Origin of the sequence: Erwinia sp., from assembly GCF_031978025.1 — a bacterium.
Taxonomy (GTDB): domain Bacteria; phylum Pseudomonadota; class Gammaproteobacteria; order Enterobacterales; family Enterobacteriaceae; genus Erwinia.
In genome coordinates this window covers 1-2,735 of the sequence record NZ_DALZCD010000402.1, presented here as the reverse complement: position 1 = coordinate 2,735, position 2,735 = coordinate 1, and the positions used below count along the sequence as shown (strand labels likewise).

The window sequence follows — 2,735 nt, the reverse complement described above, 5'->3', positions numbered from 1 at the left end:
CCGGTGCATGGGGGGTAAACGGCCCCTGCATATAGATTTCGCTACCCATATCGCCGTGCATTTGCTGAGCGATAAAAATAGGCACGTTGGTTTCCAGCGCGCCAGGCGCCTTGCCTTTGCCACCGGCCGGGATCAGGCGATCGCAGGCGGCCATAACAAATTGCCATTCGTCGGCAGAAAAAAAGATGGGTTGATAATCGAGCAGCTCGGGAGCGGCCATTTCGGCAGCCTGCGCCGCCGTTAATCCTTTAAAGACCAGCTCGCCAAGCGGTAATGCTAACAGCGACCCCAGTAAAAACTTACGCCGGGTAGTTTCTTTTTGTAGCAACATAACATTACGACTCTCACATGATAATAAAATGTAATTTGAGTTAATAGATTTTGTTATCGACCAGGAAAAAAGTAATGTTATGGATAAAACTATTTCGAAATGTAAAAGTTGAATTAAATTTATTTTTAGTTAAGCGTTATAACTTTGTTATAAAACTGCAATAAAATTGTCAGCCGCGTATTGTGCTAAAAAAAGCGCTTCAGCCTGGTTTTCCTGCCCAATTAAAGCACTATTTCCTTATAGCGACCGAAAGATAATTCAGATAAGTGATAATGCCAGTGCTGAACAGAAGGAAAAAATTATTCAGTGGTGATGAGAATGAGAATGAATCGATACCACATTATTTTTTGCGCCTTCGACCGTGGTGACTTCTGGCGTGAAGCGGGCGTTGTAGCGCAGACGAAAAGCGTGCATTTCCTGCGCATCTGGTTCCAGCTCGCGTAAAAATTTCAGCGTCAGACGGACGTGTTCGCTGGATAATTCCGTTGGCAGCCAGGCTTCGCGCAGCACGCCTCGCCAGAAAGCGATATTTTCTTCGGAGCCGTCCACCAGGCAAAGCTGCCAGATCAGCAGCACGCTTGCCGCATTGCTTAAATGCGCTTCGTTATCGCGTGAAAGGTAAGCAATAAACTCTTCCCCGGCCGTGCGCCCCATCAGACTGAGCAGCGATTCCACATAGACGGGATCGATATTCAGCCGCTTCGTCAGCGCGCTGGTCGCGCGCCGGGATGTTGAATTTAATACGCGAAAGCCAATAATAAAAACCACTACTAAAGTCAGAAGCATCAGCCAGATCATTTTACTTACCGGGAATAGCGGGCACAGGGAGCGTCAGATTAACAGCAGCATTGTGGAGAGGCAACCGCGTAGAAAAGCTGCCCGCAGGCAGCTTAGTCACTATTTTTGCCAGTGGGTGCGAGGGTCGATGCAGGCCGCTACGGCCAGCCTTAACGCCGCTTCAGGGGCACCAGCCGCCAGAGGCACGCTTATCTCGTTAACCTTCGTCCAGACGGTATAAGTCAACTTGCTGCAATGAGACAGGGGCCAGCATCAGCACGGCGTAGCCGTTTTGATCGGCCAGAATGTCATCTTTGAGAAACTCATCACGATCGTTATTAAGGTAAAGCACTTTTATTTTTTCCAGCATTGCCATCCTCATTTCCTTATGGTCTGACAGTAATGGAATAATAAACCACGATCTCTTCTTTACCTGTCAATAACGCCGAAACGTATTTCCGGGCCCGAATCAATTCCTTTGGGAATTCTACAGGCAATAATAATTCATCTTTTCCACTAACATAAAATTATTATCAGGCGGCCCGTAAACCGCCGATAACAAATTAGTTTCCGGCTTCTTCCAGTACTTTATGGATCACGGCAGAAAGCTCGTTGATCTCAAATTTAGCCACGTAGCCATTCGCACCGACTTTACGCACGTGATCTTCGTTGGCACTGCCTGAAAGCGAAGAGTGGATAACGACAGGAATATTTTTCAGTCCCAGATCGCTTTTAATATTGCGGGTTAAGGTAAAACCATCCATCTCTGGCATTTCCAGATCGGTTAACACCATGGCGATTTTATCGTGAATGGATACGCCTTCCGCCATCGCCTGCTGTGCCATCAGCTTAATTTTTTCCCAGGCTTCAAGACCCGTATTATGCATGACGGCAGGAATGCCCATCACTTTCAGGCCCTGCTCCAGCATCTGGCGCGCGACCTTAGAATCTTCCGCCACGATAGCCACTGAGCCTGGTTTGATATTGAACTCTTTCAGCTTAACGTCTTCTGCTTTGACATCGCGTACGGAAGGAATAACGTCGTGCAGGATCTGCTCCACGTCCAGAACCATCGCCATACTGTTGGTCTTATCGTCCAGGCAGGCAATGCTGGTGATATTACGGCTGCTGATACCGGATTCTGCCGTATGGATCTGGCTCCAGTTCAGGCGCACGATATCGTCCACGGATTCCACGGCGAAAGCCTGCGTGCTGCGTGCGTATTCGGTAACCAGCAGCAGATTTAAACCTGTTTCTGGCGTACAGCCGGCGACGGCTGGCAGATCGATAACAGGAATAAACTGGCCGCGAATATTTGCCATTCCCAGCAGAGGGGATTTCATGCCCGCCGCTTTGGTGATAACGGGCATCGGCACGATCTCGCGCAGTTTAAACACGTTAATGCCAAAAAGTTCTGATTTCGCATCGTTCTGATCTGAGCCTAAACGGAATAACAGAAGCTCAAATTTGTTGGATAAGGCGAGATTCGCTCTCTCATCAATCTCTTTCTGAAAATTATCCATTACTACCTCTGGGTTACCTGACTGTTTGTACGCTGGTAAGCGGCGTACAACGGCACGCGGCTTATCACTCTGAGAGGGTTATCGGCAACGGTGAAGAAAAGTAC

Annotated in this window: 4 protein-coding genes; all 4 read right to left on the bottom strand. The window is 48.3% G+C overall.

What is annotated here, in order from left to right; all coding sequences use genetic code 11:
* A partial coding sequence (locus tag RTK32_RS20945; RefSeq protein ID WP_312047303.1) for a gluconate 2-dehydrogenase subunit 3 family protein occupies window positions 1-331 on the bottom strand: 331 nt, incomplete at its 3' end.
* A 303-nt stretch (window positions 332-634) separates the two neighbouring features.
* Window positions 635-1,129: a DUF1198 family protein gene (locus RTK32_RS20940; RefSeq protein WP_312047301.1), complete on the bottom strand. Its 495-nt coding sequence runs from the start codon at window positions 1,127-1,129 to the stop codon at window positions 635-637.
* Window positions 1,130-1,325: 196 nt separating this feature from the next.
* Window positions 1,326-1,484, bottom strand: a complete 159-nt coding sequence (locus RTK32_RS20935) for a hypothetical protein (RefSeq protein WP_312047299.1) — start codon at window positions 1,482-1,484, stop codon at window positions 1,326-1,328.
* A gap of 187 nt (window positions 1,485-1,671) precedes the next feature.
* Entirely contained in the window at window positions 1,672-2,631 is a 960-nt protein-coding gene (locus RTK32_RS20930; RefSeq protein WP_312047297.1) for a chemotaxis protein, read from the bottom strand.
* Window positions 2,632-2,735: the final 104 nt, after the last annotated feature.

What these genes read in the sequence shown, in the direction of transcription:
- RTK32_RS20940 (WP_312047301.1), bottom strand. Translation starts at nt 1,129, where the DNA reads ATGATCTGGCTGATGCTTCTGACTTTAGTAGTGGTTTTTATTATTGGC.
- RTK32_RS20935 (WP_312047299.1), bottom strand. Translation starts at nt 1,484, where the DNA reads ATGGCAATGCTGGAAAAAATAAAAGTGCTTTACCTTAATAACGATCGT.
- RTK32_RS20930 (WP_312047297.1), bottom strand. Translation starts at nt 2,631, where the DNA reads ATGGATAATTTTCAGAAAGAGATTGATGAGAGAGCGAATCTCGCCTTA.